Genomic DNA, 21222 nt, shown 5'->3' with positions numbered 1-21222 from the left:
ACCGACACCTGGCCGAGGGTGTCGCGGGGCGAACCGATGGAGGTCGAAATGGCGAAGAACCAGATGATGCCGTTCCAGATGCCAAAGGGTGGCGGCACTGGCAAGAAGGTGCTCGGCCTGCTGTTCGTGGCCGCAGTGGTGATCCTGGTGGTGAAACACCCGACGGATGCCGCGCAGTGGGTGAAGGAAGGGTGGGCGACGGCAACTGCCGCCGCCGAGGGGGTTGCCACCTTCCTGCAGGGAGTCATCGGCCAGTAGGGCGCGAGGCCGACCAGCCAGCCTCTCTACTGTTCGACCTTGCGGACTCGATCGACGATCGAACCAAGCCGTTCTTCAAGGTCTGCCAATTTGGCATTGGCACGCTGAACCTGGTCTCGCAGCTCGCCAACCTCGGCGCGTGCGCGCCCGAGTTCCTTGGCGATGTCCACGTCTTCCGTTCGGTCGCTGACCCTCGCACCAGCGTGCGGCCGGTTGGTGACAACGCCGGACTCTCGCAGCAAACGTACTGCGTGCATCGCAGTGTTCACTGCGACATCGTGCTCTTTCGCGAGCTGCCGGTATGTCGGCAGCGGATCGCCCGGCGCAAGTTCGCCGGCGTGGATCAACTCAAGTAACGCGTCTGCAACACGTCGGCTAGCTGGGCGTTTGTCCTCTTGGGCTTCGTTCGCAACCACGTGATCAGAGTACCGCGAATCGTCTTAAGACATGGGGTTGACAGGGAACCCCGCCACCCTTAATGTCTTCATACATCGACAATGTCGCAAGACATCAGGAGAGAGTGAGATGATCCAGATGACGCAGCAGGCTTACGGCGTGGTCCACCCCCACGGCACCGACCAGAACCAGGTGATGGCTGAGACGGCCGCTGAGTTGGCCGCGTGGTTGACCGTGCGTGCTCTCCCGGCCCTGCCTCCGATCGTGGCCCTGCGCATCGACGGCACCGAGGTGGAGGCGCAGTTGCCGCCCGGGATCGGTGGGTCCGTCATGGCGGATTTGGCCGCGTGGGCGGAGCACCTGGGCACTGACGTCAATCTGGAACGCAGCTACGACCGCACCTTTGTCAGGGCGTCCATCGTCGTGCACCTGGGTGGTGGGCAGCGGCTGAAGCTGTGGAACCACCTCAAAGGCGTGAACTTTGCTGTGTTGGAGATCGTCACCGAGCACGGGTTCAGCAAGGGCCCGGCCAGCTTCGGTGCTGACGTGCTGCGTCGCGCCGCTGCGTTGAGGACTGAGCGATAAGCGCGGCTGTTTTCTGATTTTTGGTTTGTGTTTTGCGTCGCTCGCGCGGCGTTAGGCGGTCGCTCCAAGTACTAGAACACAGGGGCCATTGCACTCGACGTTCTTAAGGTAGCCCGGTTTTCGGGAGCTGATGGGTAATTCGTCTGGCGGTGCAATCGTTACGCGAGAGAACTCCATAGTGGATATTTTGCGCTCTTTTTCGGCACGATTGGGTATTCGTGCCGAGTGTCGGGGCGAGGTGTTGTCGTGGTTTTTCCGCGACCACTCGCCCCGTGTCTTCCCGCAACGGGGAAGACGTTGCCGCACGCCATCCATGCCCGTTTCCGCTGGTCATGGCCGTGTGTGCGGTAGTGGGGCGTGGTGCTGACGGTGCCGCGCCCCACCTTTTCGCTGACAAACAAGCGTCAATTTTGAGCACTTATTCATGCTGACAAGGGAGTAACTGTGATGGAACAGGAAACCAATGGTCACGACACTGTTCTGATGGCTTTTCGGCTGTCGGAAGAGCGTGCCTGCGCGGGGTATTTGGAGGCTCGTAAGGCTATGGCCGCGTCGGCGAGGCGGCTTGATTCGTTGAACCAGTTGCTGGCCAAGCGGCCCAACCGACTCGACTACCGCAGGGCACGGGATAAGGAAATGTCCGCGCACGAGGCTGCGGTCGAGCGGACCCGGCTTGCGTGGAACTCCTGGCAGCGGGCGCAGCTGCGCTCTGACGAGGCGTGGACGGCCACCAAGGGCCGTCACCCCCGTACCGCCACTGCCCCCGACAACACGCCCACCCTGCGGCGCCCCAGCGCGCACCCCGGCGTGTGGTACGGCAGCGACGTTGCCGCCTGCGCCCACTGCGACCGGACGATCAACACCTACACGGGCGGACAGTGGACCCACTCCGACGGCCCGAAGTGCGACCCGAAGCTGGTGGCCGAGATCGATGCGCACCGGATCCGGGAGACGTTGCTGGAGTTGGATGTCTTCGACATGCGGCAGGCGCAGAAGATCGCGCATGCGCTCCTGGACAAGGGATTCGGCCCGGTGGTGTCGGCTCAGTTGGCTGCACAGCGGATCAGCGGCACCACGGCCCCGAAGGCGGTGGCGTGATGGCTGCCTTGAAGAAGATCTCCGTGCCGAAGGACCTGCTCACAGGGAACATCGACCGTGCCTACAACGAGTTCATGCGGGTGCTGGTTTCGGAAGACCCGGCTCGGGCGGTAGCTGCTCGCCGCAATCTGGCGCGGCTCTACAAGAGCTTGGTCGCGTCGTTGGCTCACCAGTCGATGCCGCTGGCGTACGCGGTGCTTGCCGCTGCGGACGAGCTGCTGAGCGAGGCGAGGCCAGGAAGATCGAGGCTCGTCACGCCGGGGGTGCGGCGTGATGACCGCTTATCTCGATGCCGCAGTGACGTTCGCGGCGGTGCTGCCGACCCTGTTGGTGGCGCACAACGTGGCCGATCACTGGGTACAGACCTCACACCAGGCTGCGAACAAGGGCCGCCCGGACGGGTCGGGTCGGTGGGCGTGCTTCAAGCACGTGGCGAGCTACACGCTGGTCACCGCTCTGGCGGTGGGCCTGGCGTGGACGGTGCTGGGCCTGCCGATTTCCCCGGTCGGGTTCGTGGCCGGGCAGCTGGTCTCGGCGGTGACGCACTACTGGGCCGACCGCCGCTTCACCCTCTTCCGCCTGGCCGAGCTGCTAGGCAAGGCCGGGTTCTACCGCCTCGGCGCACCTCGCACCGGCCACGACGACAACCCCTCTCTCGGCACGGGTGCCTATGTGCTGGATCAGTCCTGGCACTGGGCGTGGCTGTTCGTTGCCGCACTGATCACCGCCGTCTGAGCTGCCTTTTCTCCTGGATTGAAGGGACTTTTGCTGTGAACAAGCGCATCATCCACACCGAGCTCGGGGCGATGACGTTCGAGCTGGACATGGCCGCCGGCCAGGTCGAGATCCTGCTGGAGGACCGCGAGCGGGCTGAGATCCTGCTGGAACCGGTCGTGGCCGGTGACGAGGTCGCGGCCGACCTGATCAGCCGTACCCGGCACACCAGCCGTGGTTCGGTGCTGGACCTGCGGATCCCGCACCCGGAACCGACCGTGCTGGGCACTGGAAGCACGGTCGTCCACCAGAGTTTCGGGCACGTCGGCCGGGGTGCGGTCGTGACCGGCGTGGTCATCGTCAACGGCCAGATCATCAGTGGAAACCGCAGCACGCGCACCGTTGGGGGCGGCGGGGTGAAGGTCACCGCCCGCCTGCCGCACGGCTCCCGGCTGAAGGCGACCACCGTGTCAGCCGGCGTCGTGGCCAACGTGCACCTGCCGACGGTGGACTTCCAGTCGACCTCGGGCGGCCTCTATGTCTTCTCCACCGATCAGCTGCGGGCACGCAGCATCTCCGGTGCCGTCGCGGTCGACACCGCCAACGCGGTCGACGCTGAGACGACCTCGGGTGAGGTGAGGATCGGCGAGGCCCACGACATCCGGGCCCGCAGCATCTCCGGCGACCTCGACGCCGGGCGGCTCATCGGCACCCACGCCCATCTCACCTCAACGTCGGGCGATGTGCGGCTGCGTGTCGCGCACGACGCGGAGATCACCGCCCGCACCGTCTCCGGCGACATCCTCATCACCGCCTACGACGGGGTGCGCGTGAACGCCCACGCCACGTCGGTATCCGGCCGTGTCCGCACCCCGCGGAACTGAGCGAGTACCGCGAGATGGAACCGAACGCCCGCTACGCCGACGTGATCTGCGACTCCTGCCAGTACGACATCATGAAGAACGGGTGGGGGCAGCGGTTTGTCCCGCTGATTCGCAAGGATTTCCGGCACTGCCAGGACTGCATCGACCGTGTCGACGCCATGCGCGCCAAGCTGGGCACGCATGACGTCGTGATCGGCCTGCCGCTGCCGTTCCTGTCCGAGGACGAGCGGCGGGAGTACACCGCGGTGCACGAGGCGGCGCACGCCGTCGTCGGCACACGCCTCGGGATGACGCTGGACAACGTCGTTGTGGGCGAGCACGAATCGGACCTTGCGGGCGGCTTCACCGCGAACGTCACCGGAGCCGCGTATTTCGACGTCCCGAGCCTTGAGGCGTCGACGTTGAACGACTACGCCGCGATGGTCACGGCGGGCGTCGTCGCCAACGAACGCTGGCTTGTCGAGCGCGGGCAGGACACCCATCCCAACCGGCTCGATGTCGCCTACGGCGGCTCGGGTGACGCCCTGGCCCTAGAGGCGGCTGTCAACGGGAATGTGCCGATGCGGCAGGTGATGAAAACCGGCCGCGCCGACGCGAACCGGGTCATCGCCGAGCACTGGGCACAGATCACCACGGTCGCCCGAGAACTGCTGACCAACGGCCGCATGGATGGCGACCAGGTCCGGCGAGTCGTCAACACCGCCCACCAGATCGCCCCCACTCGGGTCCCGAAACCCCGCACCACCACCCCAAACACCACCACCTCAAACACCACCACGGCAACGGGAGGAAACACCATGGGTATCGAAGAAGTCCTGGCCGCGATCTCCAACACCAGCAGCAAGGGCGAGCAGATCCAGGGCGCGTTGGCGCAGGTCCAGCAGTGGGCCGGAGAGATCGCCGGGCACCTGCACATGGCGCTTGGTGAGTCCGGGCAGCACGAAGTTCAGCAGGTCATCGCCCTGTTCCAGGAGCTGGCCGAGCAGCGCATCACCGAGCTGCACCAGCTGGTCTCGGGCGCGGTCTCCGAGATCGAGCAGTACGGCCAGCGTCTCTGAATCTGACCACGATGGAGGACACCACCATGAAGCCCGTTCGCGTCGTGGCCATCAGCTTCGGCTATGGCCACGCCCCGGCCCCGCGCGCTGACATCACGCTTGACGTGCGCCGGCGCTTCCGTAATCCGCACCACGACCCCGCGATGCGGTACCTGACCGGGCAGGACCCGGTGGTGCGGGATCACGTGCTCGACACCCCCGGTGTCCTGCGGTTGATCGAGGACACCGCCGATCTGGTGCGCAACCTCCTCAACGCCTCTGCCGCTACGAACCAGGTGTTGGTCGCGGTCGGCTGTGTCGGTGGCCGGCACCGCAGCGTGGCCATCGCCGAAGGCATCGCGGCCGCTGTGGTCATCGGAGGGATCAACGCCGCCGTCAGCCACCGCGACATCGACCGCGAGGTCCTGCCCGCAGGAACCCACCAGCGCCTCGACAACACCGAGCAGTACGGGCAGCAGCTCTAAGCCGGGAGGTAAGGGCATGGACGAGATCAAGCACAAGTTGTGGAAGCGGTCGTGGTGGGACGGGTCGGTGACCGGCTGGTGTGGCCAGACGTTCCCGTCGGGCCATTACCGGGAGAGCTGGTTCGGCGGCGGGACCACCTGCCCCGGCTGCATAGCCGCATGGAAAGCGAGGAAGCGATGAGCAAGACCGAGAGGATGGCCATGACCGTGAACGAGTCGACGCCTGCGACCTACGACGAGAAGACGGAGCACCTGCGGGTTGTCGCCGAGCGCGGCGCTGACGCCCGGAAGCTCTGCGGGGCGATCACGGGTTGGCCGCGGCGGCGGGCGGTGCGGGTGCGCGCTGAGCAGGTGTGGGACGCCTTGAGCGTGCTGAAGACCAGCCCGCTCGGCTACCGCTCGGTGCAGGCGATGAATGACACCCCGCCGGATGGCAGGACCACCAGCAACATCGGCGGCCCTACGCCGACGATCTCCCGGACGTGGGCGGCTGAAGTTCGCCGCACCTTCATCACAGCGTTCTGCGCGGCCCCGGAAGCCGTGACCCCCCAGATCAACAGCGAGCAGTGAGGACAAGAGCAATGAGCCGCTACCTGGAAGAAGCCGCAGGCCTGCTGCGCAAGGCCGCCGAGGACAACGAGCGTAAGAACCAGCGCTACGACCGCCTCCTCTGCGAGAACCGGGTGACGTACGCGCAGGCATTCGCCGAGCTGGCCGCGATCGACAAGGGCCTGTTGCCGGACCGGTTGGCCGCGAAGTACGTCGCCGAGGGCTACAGCGCCCGCTAGTTGCGCCCCGGCCCAGCAGCTGTCCCGCCAAGAACTGCCTGCTGGGCCGGGCTTCCCACCGATCAGCGAACCGATCGAGAGGAATTCCGATGCTAGAGCTTTGTGTCACGGCCCGTTGTGACGACTGCGGCGACCTGTACGGCGCGCACGTCGATGGTGTCGTGCATTTCCGGACCGCCGTCGAGGCGGCGAAGGAGATCACCACGCCGTACCACGACGAACTGACCTGGGTGGTCGGCGATAACGGCCGTCTGCGGTGCGACGTCTGCGAGGCGCGCCGGTGGTGCGGCGAGTACGGGCACGACTGGTCGAAGTGGCTGCACGTCATGCGCCAGGACGTCGCCGAGCTGCTCACGTACCGGATGCGGTTCTGCTCACGGTGCCCGGAAACCGAAACCACCGGATCCACCGGGTCGAAGGAGGTCACGGCATGAAAACGCTGGTGGAAGCCCTGGTGATCACGTTGGGGCTGCTGATCCTCGGTGTCCGGTTCCTGTTCCTCGGTGTGTTCACCGCCGGACTGCCGGTGGTGGGTCTGCTGGTGGCGGCGCTGGTGTCGGGTGCGGTGCGTACCGCCGTGCTGATGGCGGTGTTCCCGCTGGTGGCGCTGGCCTACCTGACGATCGCTGCGGCTGATGCCGCCGGCCGCCACGTTCCGGCTCCCCGCTTGCCGCGACCGCTGGAGGTGGCGTGATGACGACGTACTACGACCACAAGGCCGAACGGTTGGCGGCGGCCGGGCAGGCCGAGACGGCCAAGGCCGAGGCAGCGGTGAAGTTCGCCGACGCGCAGACGAAGCTGATCGCCGCGAACGGCGAGCAGGCCCGCGAGAACCGGAAGGCCAAGAAGAACGAGAAGCGCGAGAACGCCGAGCGTCGTGCCAAGGCGTTGGGTTCGGCGGCCGGGTGGCTGTCGGGGCACGTGGTCGAGCTGGCGTTGAGCGTGATCGTGGTGGTGCCGGCGGTGATGGCCTGGACCGCGATGGCCGCCTACGGCAAGGACGTTTACGGCCCGGTCGGCTGGGGACTGCCGCTGTTCAGTGAGGCGGCGATGTGGGCGTTCGCGTTCGCCTCCCACGCCGCCCGCAAGAGCGAGACGCCGCGCCCCACGGGGTGGTTGCAGGTCGGGATCTGGTTTTTCGCTGCCGTCGCCGGGGTCCTCAACTTCATCCACGGCCTGACCATGCCCGATGGTGGTGTCGGCGACGGCGTGGTCATGGCCCTGGTCAGCGTCGGCGGGGTGGTAGCGCATCAGCTGATCACCGCCGCGCCGATGCGGACCCGCCGCAGCGCGGCCGAACGCCGCGCCGCCCGCACGAACCGGGTGGCGGTCCGGCGGGTGACCCGGATGGAACGGGCCGCGGTGCGCCGGGCGGTGGGCGAGCTCGCCACGGATGGGACGGTGCGGCTGCTCTACACCCCGGGCATGGTCACCCTGGAAGGGCGGCTGCGGTCGCGACTGGTTCCCACGGTGGTTCCCGGCCTCCCTGTGGCCGGTGAGGATGCCGAGTTCGACGCGGAGCTGCGTGCCCTGCTCGACGAGGCGTCGGAACCGTCGGGAACAGCACAAACACCCGACACAGACACCAGCGCGGGAACCACGGTGGACCCGGCCGTGAGCGTTCATCTCGACCGGGTGCGTCAGGCCATCCGCGACGGCGATCTGCCCGCGAAGCCCAGCCGCCGCAAGGTCCAAGCGTTCCTCGGGGTCCGCGCCGGAACCGCGCAGGACGTCATCCGGGAACTGCGCCGCGATGACACCGACGGCAACCCCGCAACCCCCACCGCCGCCTAACAACCCCCCCGCTGAACCCACGTTGGCCCCGCCGCACGCAAGCGTTGGGGCGGGGCCGACCTATCCCTTTTTCCGCCCAACCGGCACCGCCGAGAGGTGAAACGACATGATGCCGCACGAGGAGAACTCGATGGGTGAGGTGATCCGGTTCCCTCACCGCACCACCACCGAGCAGCAGACTGACGGGGCGGTCGTGCGCGCGGTCGCCGAACGCATCGACCCCGACCAGGAGACCGAACAGCCCGACGCTCCGTCGACCGAGCTGGCCGAACGCCCCAAGCCGGTCCCGCCGGCACTGGTCGGGAAGGCGAAGAAGGCCGCCTTGGAGGCGCTGCCGGTCGGCGGGAAGGCGTTCAAGTTCACCATTCGCCACCTGTACTACCTCGGTGGCGGGGCGTGGGACACCTTCTCCGCCAGCTACAGCCGGTGGACCGGTCGGGATATCGACGACCGCATCGATGCCGCTAAGGCAGCGGGGGAGCACGGGGTGGTCGCGCAGCTCTCGGCGCAGCGCAACGAGTCCCGTCGGCTGGTCCTCGAGCGCATCAAGGTCTTTGGTGAGTTGTTGTTGCAGGCCCCGAAGTTCCTCGGGATGACGGTCCTGGCCATCATCTCGATCACGCTGGTGGTGGCGATCATCGCGCAGCTCCAGCCCGGTGGGCTGACGTTCGCCACCGTGTGGACGGGGCTGTTCGAGGCGCTGGCTACCGGGTTCGACTGGGTGGCGTGGGCGGCGTCGTGGGCGCCGTGGGCCGGGGTCGCGTTGCTGGTGGGGATGCTGGTCAAGGGCTACAACCGGCGTCGCCGCGACACGGCGGTTCCCGCCGCGCTGGCGCCGCCGGTACCTAAGTCGGAGCTGGTGAACATCACCCCGCATGCGGTGGTCATGGCGCTGCGCAACCTCGGTATCGCTGATCTGCGGAAATGGATCGACGGCGCGGACGAGTCGCAGCGGGCGGCGCTGTTGGGGCCGGTCACCCGCTACGGGCCCGGGGTGCAGATGGAGGTCACCCTGCCGCACGGGTCTGTGACCTGGGCGAATGTCAACGACCGCCGCGACAAGCTCGCCGGGAACCTCGACCGCGGCCAGCACGAGGTCCACATCGAGCGGGAGGAATCCAGCGAGCGCGAATTCACGCTGTGGGTGGCGCACTCCGGTGCCCTGGACCAGCCGGTGCCGCCGTCGCCGCTGCTGGACGAGGACTTCGGGCCGGTCGACATCTACCGCGACCTGATGCCCTGGGGTGTCTCCCTCAAGGGCGATGCGGTGTTGCTGAACCTGCTGCAGCAGCACTTCCTGTTGGCCGGTCTGTCCAAACAGGGCAAAACCGCTGCCGCCCGTGCCCTGGCGTTGTGGGCGGCGCTGGACCCGTCGGTGCGGTTCCGCATCGCCGATCTGAAGGGCTTCGGCGACTGGGCGATGTTCGCCGACCTGGCAGACGAGCTGATCGAGGGCGCCGGTGCGGAGAACTTCATCAAGACCAGCGACATGCTCGACTGGGCCGTCGGGGAGATGGAGCGCCGCTACGAGAAGTGGCGTGCGATGGGCCGCAAGGGCGACGTCGACCGGGAATCGTCGAAGCCGGGCAGCGGGTTCGAACCGCTGATCGTCATCGTCGACGAGGCGCAGAAGCTCTACGGCTGCACCACCGTGCACCCCGACGGCGGCGACATCGGCGGCAAGGGCAAGAAGTCCCGCGCCGTGCGCGCTGCCCAGGCCCTTCACGACCAGGCCAGGGCGGTCAACATCCACCTGTGGCAGTTCTCCCAGAACCCCACCGACGCCAACATGCCGGTTGTGGTGCGTGAGGGCGCGATGATCCGCGCCAGCTTGTTCGTCGGCAAGGAATCCATCGGCCGCATGGCCCTCGGAGACGCCCCCGTCGATACCGGTGCCGCTCCGCACGCGCTGCGCGCGGGTAAGGACCGGGGAACGGTCGTGCTCGCCCCGGGTGAGTCGCTGGACCTGCCCGGCGGCGTCACCCACACCACGGTGCGCACCCACTTCATCTCCACCGAGCAGGGCTACGCCATCGCCGAGCGGGCCAAGCGATTGCGTGCCGGTGTACACCACCAGGTCGACGAGCCAGAGCAGCGGGACTTCCTCGACGACGTGGTGGAAGCGTTCCCCGACGAAGAGCGGGTGAAGGTACGAGACCTGGCCGCGTTGCTGCGCGACCTCGCCCCAAGCCACCAGCCCTACAAGAAGCTCAACGGCGCCGACCTCGCGAAGCTCCTGGACGCCGAAGGCGTGCCGGTGAAACCGCACAACGGCTTCCCTTCCGTTCGACTACAGAACGTCACCGATGCTGTGGGCCGACGGGCAGTGAGTGACAAGGACTGACCCCCTGCGGACCTGCCCCTGCACGGGGCTGGGGCAGGTCCGCTCACTGACTCACTTCAGTCACTGACCCCGCTGTTTCTACTGGTCGCGCCCAGTGAGTCCGGTGTAGTGAGCCGGAAGTGAATAGTCACTGCGCCCCGCTGGATTCACTGCGGCACTCACTACCAACCATCGCTCACACAAAGTAATTGACAAGGGGAGAACTATGTCCGCGATCGTCCGCACCGCCGTCGCCGGGGCACTGCTCGTCGGTCTCGCTGCCTGTCACGAACCAGGCCACTCCACCACCAGCGGCAGCGACGTCAACAAGCCCGCGATCAGCACCGGCGGGCAGCAGCGCTTCCGCCCGGACCCCTCGGAATGGACCGCCGAGGGATTGGGTGGCTACGACCAGCCCGGCGAGTACGCAGCCAGCTGCAACGACGACGGCACCGTGGCCAACTACTGGCCCGACACCGCCCCCGCGTGGCGGGACGCGGTCAACGGCTGCAAGGAAATGGCCGAGTACTCCAGGCGGCTCGTCGACGAACTCAACCGCCGCGACCCCGACGCCGGCTGGCACTGACGCCGTCACACCCCCACCACCTCGCAGCACGCCGCCGCCTGACGGCGAGAACTCGGCGAGCTGAGAACTGTCCGCGTACCTCGCCCGGCCCTGTCGCCCGGGCGAGGTTCTCCTTCCCTCTCGTTTGGAGGTCAACCATGTCCTCTTCTCTGGACATCGCCGCCTGGCTGGCCCAGCACGGCATGCACGTGTTCCCGCTGCGCCCGAACAGCAAACGGCCTTGGGGCAACTGCCGACGCTGCAACGCCGGAGAGTGCACCCCGGCCGAATGCCCGTGCCTGACTGCGGACCGGCCCTGCCACGGGCTGCTGTCCGCCACCCTCGACCTCGACCAGGTCCGGCGCTGGTTCACCGTGATGCCGCTTGCCAACGTCGGCATCGCCACCGGCCCGTCCAAGCTCGTGGTACTCGACCTTGACCGCAAACCCAAACCCCCCGCGGCCGCCGCACACGACGTCCCCGAGCTGGTTGCCGACGGGTTGGGAGCCCTGCATGCCATCGCCACCGCCGAAGGTGTGCCGTGGCCGGACACCTTCACCGTCGCCACCCCCTCCGACGGCAGGCACCTCTTCTTCCGCCGCCCCGATGGCCCCCACGTGCCCAGCGACGCCAAAGGACGGGTCGGGCATCAGATCGACATCCGCGCCGAAGGTGGTTACGTCGTCGCCCCCGGCTGCCGGATCACCGCACCACCGGAAGACACCACCGGCACCTACACCCGCATCTCGGCCAGCATCACGATCGCAGCGCTGACCGACTGGTTGCGTCCGCGCGTCGTCCCAGCACCGCGAGTGGTCCCGCCGAGCAAAGCTCCCAACCTCTCGCGGAGCCAGCCCGGCAACCACGCTCCTGGCTACTGGCAGCGGATCTGGGACGGCGAGCTGGCCAAGGTCGAAACCCTCGACGGCCAGCGGTGGCAGATCGTTTGGAACTCCGCTCGGCGGCTGGCCAACCTCGCCACCCACGACAACGCCCCCTGGGGCAAGCGCGAAGCCATCGACGCCTTGATCGACGCCGCGATCCGCCGGCGGCAGCGCACCGGCAAACCCGTCGAGGAAACCGCCGCCCGATACAACGCCACCAAAGGTTGGGAACGCGGCACCCACGACGGCCCCGACTCCCTGATCGGTCTCGGGGGTGCGGCATGAGTGCCCCTCCCATCGCCTACTTCGGCGGCAAGACCCGACTGGCTGGACGAATCGTGGCGCAGCTTCCTGACCACGAGCACTACGTGGAGCCTTTCGGAGGCTCCCTAGCGGTCCTGTTGGCCAAGGGACGCAGTCGCATGGAGACCGTCAACGACCTCGACGGCGAACTCATGACGTTCTGGCGGGTACTCCGCGACCGACCAACGGAACTCGCTCGGGTGTGCGCTCTGACTCCGCACTCCCGAACCGAGCATCAGGCCGCCAACGCTGCTGTGGCTGAGGAACTCGAACAGGCTCGCCGTGTCTGGGTGCAGCTGACTCAGGGGCGCGCCGGCCTCCGCGCCGCAACCGGGTGGCGGCACTACGCCGATCCCGCAGGCTCCGGGGCCTCGATGCCGGACTACCTGCAGGGGTACATCGGCCGCATGTACATCGCCGCGGAGCGCCTCGCTGGGGTCAGCCTGGAGTGCAGGCCTGCGCTGGAACTCATCGCACGGTATGGCCGCAGCCCCAACGTATTGCTCTACGTCGACCCGCCCTATCTGGGGTCGACCCGGTTCTCTGGCGGCTACGTCCACGAGATGCGCAGCGAGGGTGAGCACCGCGAGCTGGCGGCCGCACTTCACGACTGCACGGCGTCGGTGGTGCTCTCCGGCTACGACTCCCCGCTTTACACCGAGCTGTACGACGGCTGGCACGTCTCCCGGATCAACACCACGACCGGACAAGGCGGCACCCGGCAGGAGAGGACCGAGGTTCTGTGGAGCAACCGGGAACCACTGGACACGCTCCCGTTCTGGCAGGAGGTGACCTCATGACCGAACCGCGCAGCTCCACCCGGCCGATGTGGCCGGTCGGTGTCGATGGCCGGCCGAAGGTGCGGGTCACCACGGACCCGGACGCGATCCGGGTGCTCACTCACGCGGTGGGCAACCGGCTGCTGCCGGACACCTACGTCCAGGACGGGGTGCCGGTGGTCGTCGAAGCCGTCTCCGGATCCGGGGACCCCACCGCCGGTGACGACGACGTGGCCTTGCCCTTGTCGGCGTCGCCGCTGCGGCCGCCGCTGCTGGCCAGCCTGCTGGCCGAACACGCCAGCATCGTGCAGTCCGAAGATGACAAGAAAGGCAACCACGTCGAAGTCGAGGTGTCCCCGAAACGAGAGGTGCTGGGCTCGGTGCTCGCGCGCCGGTCGTGGCCGGATCTGCCGGTGCTGCGGCGGATCATCTCCACCCCCGTGCTACGCCCGGATGGCACCCTGCTGCAGCAACCCGGCTACGACCCCGCAACCGGGTTCCTGCTCGCCGGCCGCGCCCACCTCGAGCCCGTGCCCGAGCGCCCCACCGCCGAACAGGTCGAGCAGGCGCGGGAGTTCCTGCTGGAACGGTTCCTGCACGATTTCCCGTGGCGGACCCCGGGCGACCGGGCGAACTATCTGGGCCTGTTGGTGACGCCGATCATTCGCCCGTTCACCCGTGCCCTCTCCCCGTTCGGGGTGATCGACGCGACCATGCCCGGCAGCGGCAAAACGATCCTGTCCGGGTGCGTCGGGCTGCTGGTCGGGCAGCGGGTGCTGACCTGGACCGATTCCGAGGAGGAACTCCGCAAGGCCATCACTTCCGTGCTGGCCGATCAGGTTGGCGTGACCGTGTTCGACAACCTCGAAGAGGGCGCGGTCATCAACTCCGCGAACCTGGCCCGGCTCGTGACGGAACGGACCTGGACCGACCGGCGGCTTGGCACCAACACCGCCTCGACGTTCCCCAACGACCGGTTGTGGTTGGCCACCGGCAACAACCTCCGGGTCGGTGGGGACATGGCCAGCCGCACCGTGTGGGTCCGCCTGGACCCCGACTGCCCCCGGCCTGAGGCGCGTAGCGGGTTCACCATCCCCAACCTCGACAGCTGGATCCTCGACCCCGCCAACCAGGCCACCGTCCTACGCCACGTGCTCACGTTGATCCTGGACTGGACCGCCAACGGCGCACCCACCTCGACCAGCGTGCCGCAGATGCGGCAGTTCACCCGCTGGGCACAACACATCGGCGGGTTCCTCGAACACCACGGCATCGGCGGCTTCCTCACTAACGCCGAGGAATCCCGCGAACTCGACGACGACGCCACCGAATGGCAGGCCTTCCTGCTGCGCTGGCACGCACTTCACGGCACCAAACCCATGACCGCCAACGAACTACGCGCCAGCGCCGAACCCGAATCCGGGACCCCTGACCCCTGGGTTGGGAGCTTCCCCACCACCGAGACCGGCAAGCTACAAAGTGCCAAATCCCTGGGCCGCAACTTGACCGGGCAGATCGGCCGATGGCGCGGCGACGTCGTACTACGCAGCGTGAAAGACACGCACACCAAAGTGCACGCCTACTGGGTCGAACGCCAATCCGACAAACCCACACTCCTCAAATCAAACCCGCAAACCCCGCAAACCCCGCAAGACCAGCCACCACCAGCAGAAACGATCCCAGCGTTCTGACTTGTTCAAACCCCGCAAGACCACCACCAAACCCCGCAAACCCCGCAAACTTGCGGTGTTAGCGGAGTTTGAAACCAGAGCCCGAACCACAAACACCGCAATCAAAACACCAGGTCACACACCCTTTTGCGGGGTTTGCGGGTTTAAAACGCCACTCCCGGCCCTGACAGAACATCCCGGATCACCCACCCGACCCGACCACCACCAACACCGCCGAAAACGTCACCACGCGTAACCACGCCAGACCGCTGCTCCCAACCTCGGGGCAGCTGCACCGATCACTCCACAAGCGACTCGACTCAGGGGGATGCTATGGCCCGCCGACGTGAGTTCCTCAACATCGCCGGACTCTGCGAAGAGCTCGGAATCTCCCGAGACACCTTCTACAAGTGGCGAGCTAAGGGAACCGCCCCGCGCTGCACGAAGCTGCCGAACGGTGAGCTGCGAATCTGTCGCGACGACCTCGAAATGTGGCTCGACACCTGCAAGGAGGCCGCCTAATGCCCACCAGCTTCGACGTGAACGTGTGGAACATCGCGCCACGAAAGAACGCGAAGGGCAAGGTGACCAGCTACAGCGTTCGTTGGCGCGTCGTCCGCGAAGAGTTCTACGAGTCCTTCAAGTCCTACTCACAGGCCGACGGCTTCCGTTCGGAGCTGAAGTCGGCCCAGAACAGAGGAGAGCCATTCGACACGGTAACCGGACTCCCGGCGTCGATGGGACGCAAGCCTTGTGACATCCCGTGGTTCGATCTCGCGTGCGCGTACATCGACATGAAATGGCCGAGCTCTGCAGCGATGACCCGACAAACCCTGGCAGAAGCTCTGATTCGAGTTGCTCCTGTGTTCCTGAAAGGTGGCCGCGGGAAACCTGAGGATCGCGAAATTCGGTCCGCGCTTCGCGGCTGGGCCTTCAATCCACCGAAACGTTCAGAGGAAGTTCCGGTGGAGGTAAAGGAAGTTCTCGATTGGTGCTCGCGCAACAGCCTGCCGGTGAGCGCGGCGCAGGAGCGTAACGTGTTGGACGCTCTCGAAAAAGTGGTCACGACGAAGTTGTCCGGAGAGAAGTACGCCCCGTCGGTGGCACGCAAGACCCGCTCGGTCCTGTCGAACTTCCTGACCTACGCCGTAAAACGGGAAGCTCTGGACGCTAACCCGCTTGGCGAAGAGAAGTGGACGTCAATGCCAAAAGGAAACCGCACGATCGACCCGCGAACCGTCCCAAACCCGGTGCAGGCGCGAACACTTCTACGTGAAGTCCGAGGGATCAAGCGAAGTGGTCCGAGACTGGAGGCATTCTTCGGCTCGATGTACTTCGCCGCGCTGCGTCCGGAAGAGGCTGCCGCACTCCGCGTTTCCAATCTGGATCTACCGAGGAAGGGCTGGGGTGAGATCTACGTTGAAGAGGCACATCCCCATGCCGGACGGCACTGGACCGGGACAGGGAAGGCCCGCGAGGTCCGAGGTCTCAAGAGCAGAGGCCAAGACGAAGGTCGGCCTGTTCCGTGCCCACCCGAACTCACCGAGCTGCTGCGTCGCCACCTCGCTAAGTACGAGCCAGGTGAGAACGACTTGGTGTTCACCGGCGAGCAGGGAGAGGACGTCCCGAAGATGACGTACATGCGGGTGTGGCGAGCTGCACGTACGGCGACCTTCACCAAGGAAGTTGCGGCGTCACGACTCTGCCGACGCCCGTACTCCCTCCGACACGCCGCTGTGAGCTCATGGCTCACCGCCGGCGTCGACCCCGCGACCGTCGCTCGATGGGCTGGGCACTCCGTGGCTGTGCTGCTGGAGACCTATGCCGCATGTCTGCACGGGCAAGACGTGATCGCCCGCCAGCGAGTCGACGAGTTCTTCGGCTGGCAGGGCTAACGCCTGCCCGAACGATCGTGTACGTGCATTGCACGTGAACCACGACAGATCGTGCCTGTCGCTGGCAGACGGTGACGCACGTACAGATCCGCCCCTGGCGGCATCTCTGCTGCTCAGGGGCGGATCTCGCTAGCACTGCAATGCGCCCTCGACAGGACTCGAACCTGTGACACCTGCCTCCGGAGGGCAGTGCTCTATCCGCTGAGCTACGAGGGCTTGTCGCTGCGGACGATCGTTAGCTTAGCGCACCCGGCAGATCCCCTTCGGAGGGGGTCGGATTGCCCCTTCTCGCATTTCACCGCACCTTCGCGGTGGAGTTGGAGCAAGGGAACCTTCCGGTCACCGATGGCAGGAAGGTTCCCTTGCTCGCGTCCCGACGGGTGGGCCGAGTCTTGACGCGTGCATTCATGCATACTTCACTATGTATCTGAGAGGCAGCGTGAGGAGGACGGTCGATGGGTCAGGGGCACGGGCACGGCTCGGCCGCCGATGCGGTCAGCGCATCCGGTCGTTACCTGCGGCGGTTGGTCGCGTCGTTCGCGATCCTGCTCGCGTTCTTCGTCCTTGAAGCGGTGGTCGGCTTCCTCACCTCATCGCTGGCGCTGCTCTCCGACGCCGGGCACATGCTCACCGACGTGCTCGGGGTCGGCATGGCGCTGGCCGCGATCACCGCAGCGCGGCGACCGGTCGGGGACAAGCGGACCTTCGGCCTCTACCGCATGGAAGTGCTGGCCGCGCTCGCCAACGCCGTTCTGCTGTTCGGCGTCGCCGGCTACATCCTCTTCGAGTCCATCGCCCGGTTCCAGGAGCCGCCGGAGGTCGCCGGCCTGCCGATGATGCTGACCGCCGCCGCCGGCCTTGTCGCCAACCTGGTGGTGTTCGCGCTGCTGCGGCAGGGCGCCAACGAGAGCCTGAACGTGCGCGGCGCCTACCTCGAAGTGCTCGCGGACACCATCGGTTCCGTCGGCGTGCTGATCAGTGGCGCCGTGACCTGGGCGTTCGGCTGGTACCTGGCCGACCCGATCGTCGCCGTCGCCGTCGGACTGTTCGTGCTGCCGCGAACCTGGAAGCTCGCCCGGCAGGCGCTGCGGATCCTCGTCCAGCAAGCGCCCGAGGGCGTGGACGTGCCGGAGCTGCGGGCCGATCTCGCCGCGCTGCCATCGGTCACCGAGGTGCACGACCTGCACGTGTGGACCCTCACCTCGGGGATGGAGGTCGCCTCGGCCCACCTCACCACCGGGGCCGACGCCGACCACGGCGGCGTGCTGATCGCGGCGCAGCGCCTCCTGGCCGAGCGCTACCAGATTGACCACGCGACCCTGCAGGTCGAACCCGCGGAATGCGCCAAGCGCTGCCAAGCCCTGACCTGGTGATCGCCGCGGTGACAGGAAGGTTCCCATGCTCGCGTCAGCGCAGCGGTTGGGCGCCTCGTTCGGAGAGCATGGAGCGCATCAGGTCGCTCTCGCTGCGCTGCGAACCGAGCATGTTCTTCGCCAGCTCACGCACCGCCGGCAGCGCCGCGTGCGTCGCGCCGTAGTCGGCCATCGGGGCGCCGCCTTCGTGGTGGCGCAGCATCAGCTGCAGGAAGTAGACGTCGAACTCCGGGCCGCGCAGCGACTGCAGCCGGGACATCTCCGCGCTGGTGGCCATGCCGGGCATCGGCCCTCCCGAGGACGCCCCGGCCGCCGCGGGGGCGGTGTGGTCGTGCCCACCGTCCGCCGTCATCCACGTCATCAGCGGGCCGACCGCCTGCGCGAGTTGGCCCCACAGGCTGAGCCAGCCCTGCATCCGGCCGATCTGATCGCGCTGGTTGGTTTCGATGTCGAACGCCAGCTGCCGCACGGCGACGTCGGCGGCGCGCTCCCGCGCGAGCGTCGCCATGGTCACCGCCTGCTGGTGGTGCACCGACATGTCCTGCGCGAACCCGACGTCGACCGCTGTCGGCTTCGGTTCGGCGCTGTCGAAGGACGGCACCCGGATCAGCAGACCGAGCGCCGCCCCGAGCAGCAGCAGGGCGACCGCGGCCGCGACGGCCACGAAGATGCGGGCCACGAGCGGCCGCCGCGCCTCAACCGACACCGCTCACTGACCCATCTCGCCGGAAGCCTGGGAAGAGCCGCGGCCGTCCATCGGGACCGCGTCGGGGCCGGGCGGGGTCCCGTCGAACTTCGGCGGGTTGTTCGTGTCGAACGCGCCCGGGTAGGCCTGGCAGGAGCCGCCGATCTCCGGGTAGACGCCGTTGTTGTTCAACCGCAGCGCGGTGATGAACTGGTCGATGCGCTGGTCGTCGGCGCGGTCGACCTTGAGCTGGTGGCCCCACGACTGCAGCGAGATCGCGCTGTCCAGACCCGGGTACGGCGACATCATCGTGTAGGGCTTGGCGTCCACGCGGGCCTTGAGCCGTTCCAGGCCGGGCTCGTCGACCTTGTCCGGGTTGTAGGCGATCCACACCGCGCCGTGCTCCAGCGAGTGGACCATGTTCTCGGTGCGCACCGCGTCCGGGTAGACCACGCCGGTGCAGTCGGCCCAGATGCCGTCGTGCGGACCGCCGAACGGCGGGCTTTGGTCGTAGGCCACCCGCTGCGCGGCGGTGATGTGCATCTGGCCCGGGTAGTTCACGACGGTAACGCCGGGGATCGTCTTGGACGGGTCCGGGTTCTGCGGCGACGGCTTGAACGCCTCGGTCGCCTGCTCCGCCGCGGCCTGGGCCTGCCGGACGGATTCCTGCCCGGACCACCGGGAGTACGCGTAGCCGAAGATCACGGCCGCGAACACCACCACGACGGTGACGCCGGAGATCAGCATCCAGGGGATCGACCGCTGGTGCACCACGGCACCGCGCACCGCTTTGTTCTTCCTGTTCGCCATGCTGTTCGCAAACCTCGTCTCGACAAGAACCACCGGGGGGATCCGGCCCGTCAGTGTAGAGATTGCGGGCGCTTCGGGTTGCCGTGCGTCCAATGCTCGCCACCAGTTTCTCACATATGAGTGACGATGTGATCACGCGGCGTGGCGTGCCCGGTCTCGCCGTGCCCAACCCGTTGGCTGAGCAGCGAGGACGCATCCTTAGACTGCATAGGGTGACTCCCGCCGCGCTCGCAGAACTGGTCCGCAACACCGCCGTCGAGGTCCTCACCGCCAGAGACCTGGACATTACGGTCCTGCCGGAGGCGGTGACGGTTGAGCGACCCCGCAACCCGGAGCACGGCGACTACGCGACCAACCTGGCCATGCAGGTCGCCAAGAAGGCCGGCGTTTCGCCGCGGGATTTCGCCGGCTGGCTGGCCGAGGCGCTGACCGGGCAGGACGCCATCGACTCTGTGGACGTCGCCGGGCCGGGCTTCCTCAACCTGCGGCTGGCCGCCGACGCGCAGGGCCAGGTCGTGCGCGAGGTGCTGAACGGCTCCGCCGCGTACGGCCGCGGCGACCTGTACACCGCGCTGAAGGTCAACCTGGAGTTCGTCTCGGCCAACCCGACCGGCCCGATCCACCTGGGCGGCACCCGGTGGGCGGCGGTCGGCGACGCGCTCGGCCGCGTGCTGGCCGCGCAGGGCGCCGAGGTGACCCGTGAGTACTACTTCAACGACGCCGGCGCGCAGATCGACCGGTTCGTCCGGTCCCTGGTCGCCGCCGCGAAGGGCGAGCCCGCCCCGGCGGACGGCTACGGCGGCGACTACATCGCCGACATCGCCGCGGCTGTGCTCAAGGCCGAGCCGAACGCCATGGAGCTGCCCGAAGCGGAGCGCGACGAGACGTTCCGCCGCGTCGGCGTCGGGCTGATGTTCGACGAGATCAAGCAGAGCCTGCACGAGTTTGGCACCGACTTCGACGTGTTCTTCCACGAGGACTCGCTGCACACCTCCGGCGCGGTCGCCGAGTGCGTCGAGGAGCTCAAGAAGTCCGGTCACGTGTACTTCTCCGACGGTGCCTGGTGGCTGCGCTCCACCGAGTACGGCGACGACAAGGACCGGGTGCTGATCAAGAGCGACGGCGCGCCCGCCTACATCGCCGGCGACGTCGCCTACCTGCGGGACAAGCGCCGCCGCGGTTTCGACCTGTGCATCTACATGCTGGGCGCCGACCACCACGGCTACATCGCCCGGCTGACGGCGGCCGCCGCGGCGCTGGGCGACGACCCCGCCGTCGTCGAGGTCCTCATCGGGCAGATGGTGAACCTGGTGCGCGACGGTGCGGCGGTGCGGATGAGCAAGCGCGCGGGCACCGTCGTGACCCTGGAGGACCTAGTCGACGCCGTCGGTGTGGACGCGGCCCGATACTCGCTGATCCGGTCCTCCGCGGACTCCGCGGTCGACATCGACCTGGACCTGATCAGCAAGCGCACCAACGAGAACCCGGTCTTCTACGTGCAGTACGCGCACGCCAGGCTGGCCTCGCTGCAGCGCAACGCCGCCTCGCTCGGCATCGAGCGAGGCTCGGTGGACAACGCCGACCTGTCGCTGCTCACCCACGAACGTGAGGGCGACTTGATCCGCACCCTGGGTGAATTCCCGCGTGTGGTGCGCTCGGCCGCCCAGCTGCGGGAACCGCACCGGGTGGCCCGCTACCTGGAGGACGTGGCCGCCGCGTACCACAAGTTCTACGATGCGTGCCGCGTGCTGCAGCCCGGTGACGACCAGGCGAGCCCGTTGACCATCGCGCGGCTGCAGCTGTGCGAGGCGACCCGCCAGGTCCTCGCCAACGGCCTCGGCCTGCTCGGGGTCAGCGCCCCCGAGAAGATGTAGCGCGCTGACGCGAGCCGATGTA

General features: G+C 67.4%; 24 protein-coding genes and 1 tRNA gene. 21 read left to right on the top strand and 4 right to left on the bottom strand.

The window, feature by feature from the left end:
- The first annotated feature begins 48 nt into the window (after nt 1-48).
- Nucleotides 49-258, top strand: a complete 210-nt coding sequence (locus ACRXBZ_RS13610; RefSeq protein ID WP_433879446.1) for a hypothetical protein — start codon at nt 49-51, stop codon at nt 256-258.
- A 26-nt stretch (nt 259-284) separates the two neighbouring features.
- On the opposite strand, the gene ACRXBZ_RS13605 is transcribed toward ACRXBZ_RS13610, so the two are convergent.
- Nucleotides 285-674 carry a GntR family transcriptional regulator gene (locus tag ACRXBZ_RS13605; RefSeq protein ID WP_433879445.1) on the bottom strand — a complete coding sequence of 130 codons (390 nt, stop codon included), beginning with the start codon at nt 672-674 and terminating at the stop codon, nt 285-287.
- A 109-nt stretch (nt 675-783) separates the two neighbouring features.
- Between ACRXBZ_RS13605 and ACRXBZ_RS13600 the strand changes: the two genes are divergently transcribed.
- The 18 genes from ACRXBZ_RS13600 (at nt 784) to ACRXBZ_RS13515 (ending at nt 16458) form a co-directional block, all read left to right on the top strand.
- Nucleotides 784-1239, top strand: a complete 456-nt coding sequence (locus ACRXBZ_RS13600) for a hypothetical protein (RefSeq protein WP_433879444.1) — start codon at nt 784-786, stop codon at nt 1237-1239.
- Between the two features lie 447 nt (nt 1240-1686).
- Nucleotides 1687-2337 carry a hypothetical protein gene (locus ACRXBZ_RS13595; RefSeq protein WP_433879443.1) on the top strand — a complete coding sequence of 217 codons (651 nt, stop codon included), beginning with the start codon at nt 1687-1689 and terminating at the stop codon, nt 2335-2337.
- Nucleotides 2338-2610: 273 nt separating this feature from the next.
- On the top strand, nt 2611-3072 hold the full coding sequence (locus ACRXBZ_RS13590) for a DUF3307 domain-containing protein (RefSeq protein ID WP_433879442.1): 462 nt from the start codon (nt 2611-2613) through the stop codon (nt 3070-3072).
- A 35-nt stretch (nt 3073-3107) separates the two neighbouring features.
- Nucleotides 3108-3935, top strand: coding sequence for a DUF4097 family beta strand repeat-containing protein (locus ACRXBZ_RS13585; protein WP_433879441.1), 828 nt, complete (start codon nt 3108-3110; stop codon nt 3933-3935).
- Nucleotides 3936-3949: 14 nt separating this feature from the next.
- Nucleotides 3950-4993 (top strand): hypothetical protein, encoded by a 1044-nt coding sequence (locus ACRXBZ_RS13580; RefSeq protein WP_433879440.1) that lies wholly within the window; start codon nt 3950-3952, stop codon nt 4991-4993.
- 26 nt (nt 4994-5019) lie between these two features.
- Nucleotides 5020-5457: a RapZ C-terminal domain-containing protein gene (locus ACRXBZ_RS13575; RefSeq protein WP_433879439.1), complete on the top strand. Its 438-nt coding sequence runs from the start codon at nt 5020-5022 to the stop codon at nt 5455-5457.
- Between the two features lie 51 nt (nt 5458-5508).
- Nucleotides 5509-6027 (top strand): hypothetical protein, encoded by a 519-nt coding sequence (locus ACRXBZ_RS13570; protein ID WP_433879438.1) that lies wholly within the window; start codon nt 5509-5511, stop codon nt 6025-6027.
- 11 nt (nt 6028-6038) lie between these two features.
- Entirely contained in the window at nt 6039-6245 is a 207-nt protein-coding gene (locus tag ACRXBZ_RS13565) for a hypothetical protein (RefSeq protein ID WP_433879437.1), read from the top strand.
- Nucleotides 6246-6334: 89 nt separating this feature from the next.
- Nucleotides 6335-6679: a hypothetical protein gene (locus ACRXBZ_RS13560; RefSeq protein ID WP_433879436.1), complete on the top strand. Its 345-nt coding sequence runs from the start codon at nt 6335-6337 to the stop codon at nt 6677-6679.
- Nucleotides 6676-6939, top strand: coding sequence for a hypothetical protein (locus ACRXBZ_RS13555; protein ID WP_433879435.1), 264 nt, complete (start codon nt 6676-6678; stop codon nt 6937-6939). Before ACRXBZ_RS13560 ends, ACRXBZ_RS13555 begins: the two co-directional genes overlap by 4 nt.
- The gene (locus ACRXBZ_RS13550) at nt 6939-8039 is read left to right on the top strand and encodes an ATP synthase subunit B family protein (protein WP_433879434.1); all 1101 of its coding nucleotides are present in this window, start codon (nt 6939-6941) and stop codon (nt 8037-8039) included. Before ACRXBZ_RS13555 ends, ACRXBZ_RS13550 begins: the two co-directional genes overlap by 1 nt.
- A 130-nt stretch (nt 8040-8169) precedes the next feature.
- Nucleotides 8170-10383: an FtsK/SpoIIIE domain-containing protein gene (locus tag ACRXBZ_RS13545; RefSeq protein ID WP_433879433.1), complete on the top strand. Its 2214-nt coding sequence runs from the start codon at nt 8170-8172 to the stop codon at nt 10381-10383.
- A gap of 205 nt (nt 10384-10588) precedes the next feature.
- Complete coding sequence (locus ACRXBZ_RS13540; RefSeq protein ID WP_433879432.1) at nt 10589-10948, top strand: hypothetical protein; 360 nt, start codon at nt 10589-10591, stop codon at nt 10946-10948.
- Between the two features lie 137 nt (nt 10949-11085).
- A complete protein-coding gene (locus ACRXBZ_RS13535) occupies nt 11086-12096 on the top strand; it encodes a bifunctional DNA primase/polymerase (protein WP_433879431.1) in 1011 nt (336 codons plus the stop codon).
- Nucleotides 12093-12914, top strand: a complete 822-nt coding sequence (locus tag ACRXBZ_RS13530) for a DNA adenine methylase (protein WP_433879430.1) — start codon at nt 12093-12095, stop codon at nt 12912-12914. Before ACRXBZ_RS13535 ends, ACRXBZ_RS13530 begins: the two co-directional genes overlap by 4 nt.
- The gene (locus tag ACRXBZ_RS13525) at nt 12911-14584 is read left to right on the top strand and encodes a hypothetical protein (protein WP_433879429.1); all 1674 of its coding nucleotides are present in this window, start codon (nt 12911-12913) and stop codon (nt 14582-14584) included. The genes ACRXBZ_RS13530 and ACRXBZ_RS13525 overlap by 4 nt, the downstream gene beginning before the upstream one ends.
- 312 nt (nt 14585-14896) lie before the next feature.
- Nucleotides 14897-15085, top strand: coding sequence for a helix-turn-helix transcriptional regulator (locus ACRXBZ_RS13520; RefSeq protein WP_433879428.1), 189 nt, complete (start codon nt 14897-14899; stop codon nt 15083-15085).
- A complete protein-coding gene (locus ACRXBZ_RS13515) occupies nt 15085-16458 on the top strand; it encodes a tyrosine-type recombinase/integrase (protein ID WP_433879427.1) in 1374 nt (457 codons plus the stop codon). The genes ACRXBZ_RS13520 and ACRXBZ_RS13515 overlap by 1 nt, the downstream gene beginning before the upstream one ends.
- A gap of 143 nt (nt 16459-16601) precedes the next feature.
- Here ACRXBZ_RS13515 and ACRXBZ_RS13510 read toward each other — a convergent pair.
- Nucleotides 16602-16674: transfer RNA gene (locus tag ACRXBZ_RS13510), tRNA-Arg, on the bottom strand.
- A gap of 239 nt (nt 16675-16913) precedes the next feature.
- Here ACRXBZ_RS13510 and ACRXBZ_RS13505 point away from each other — a divergent pair.
- Entirely contained in the window at nt 16914-17831 is a 918-nt protein-coding gene (locus tag ACRXBZ_RS13505; RefSeq protein ID WP_433879426.1) for a cation diffusion facilitator family transporter, read from the top strand.
- Nucleotides 17832-17865: 34 nt separating this feature from the next.
- On the opposite strand, the gene ACRXBZ_RS13500 is transcribed toward ACRXBZ_RS13505, so the two are convergent.
- Both ACRXBZ_RS13500 and ACRXBZ_RS13495 read right to left on the bottom strand, forming a co-directional pair.
- Nucleotides 17866-18537: a DUF305 domain-containing protein gene (locus ACRXBZ_RS13500; RefSeq protein ID WP_433879425.1), complete on the bottom strand. Its 672-nt coding sequence runs from the start codon at nt 18535-18537 to the stop codon at nt 17866-17868.
- A 3-nt stretch (nt 18538-18540) separates the two neighbouring features.
- Nucleotides 18541-19326 (bottom strand): thioredoxin-like domain-containing protein, encoded by a 786-nt coding sequence (locus tag ACRXBZ_RS13495; protein WP_433879424.1) that lies wholly within the window; start codon nt 19324-19326, stop codon nt 18541-18543.
- Nucleotides 19327-19538: 212 nt separating this feature from the next.
- On the opposite strand from ACRXBZ_RS13495, the gene argS reads away from it, so the two are divergent.
- On the top strand, nt 19539-21200 hold the full coding sequence (gene argS / locus ACRXBZ_RS13490) for an arginine--tRNA ligase (protein WP_433883868.1): 1662 nt from the start codon (nt 19539-19541) through the stop codon (nt 21198-21200).
- Nucleotides 21201-21222: the final 22 nt, after the last annotated feature.

The organism is Saccharopolyspora hattusasensis (assembly GCF_050972075.1).
Taxonomy (GTDB): domain Bacteria; phylum Actinomycetota; class Actinomycetes; order Mycobacteriales; family Pseudonocardiaceae; genus Saccharopolyspora; species Saccharopolyspora hattusasensis.
Note: the sequence above shows the minus strand (reverse complement) of the source record. Positions and strands in the feature narration are given on the sequence as shown.